This window comes from Jeotgalibacillus sp. ET6 (assembly GCF_029667115.1).
In the GTDB taxonomy this organism is placed as follows: domain Bacteria; phylum Bacillota; class Bacilli; order Bacillales; family Jeotgalibacillaceae; genus Jeotgalibacillus.
In genome coordinates, this window is the sequence record NZ_JARUIU010000245.1 from 1 (window position 1) to 244 (window position 244).

At 43.0% G+C, this 244-nt stretch carries 1 protein-coding gene; it reads right to left on the reverse strand.

Going from position 1 to position 244, the window contains the following annotated elements; all coding sequences use genetic code 11:
• Positions 1–244, reverse strand: a 244-nt coding sequence (locus P6709_RS20235; protein ID WP_278242673.1) for a M50 family metallopeptidase, incomplete at both ends; no start/stop codon positions are given.

A 244-nucleotide genomic window follows, 5' to 3' on the forward strand; every position in this document is an offset into this window, starting at 1 on the left:
GTCACCTTCCTGCAAGCCTGCTTCAGCAGCGTCTCCATCCTCAACCAATTCGACAAGAAGCGGCTCCTGAGTAGGAACACCCTGAAGAAAACCGATTATCATGAAAACGATAAATGCAATTACAAAGTTCATTAAAGGACCGACAAAAATTGTGATCGCACGGTTTCCAATAGATTTGTAATTAAACTGTCTGTTCAACGGGGCAATTTGAGACTCTGCTCCGTCTTCTACAAAAACAGCATCT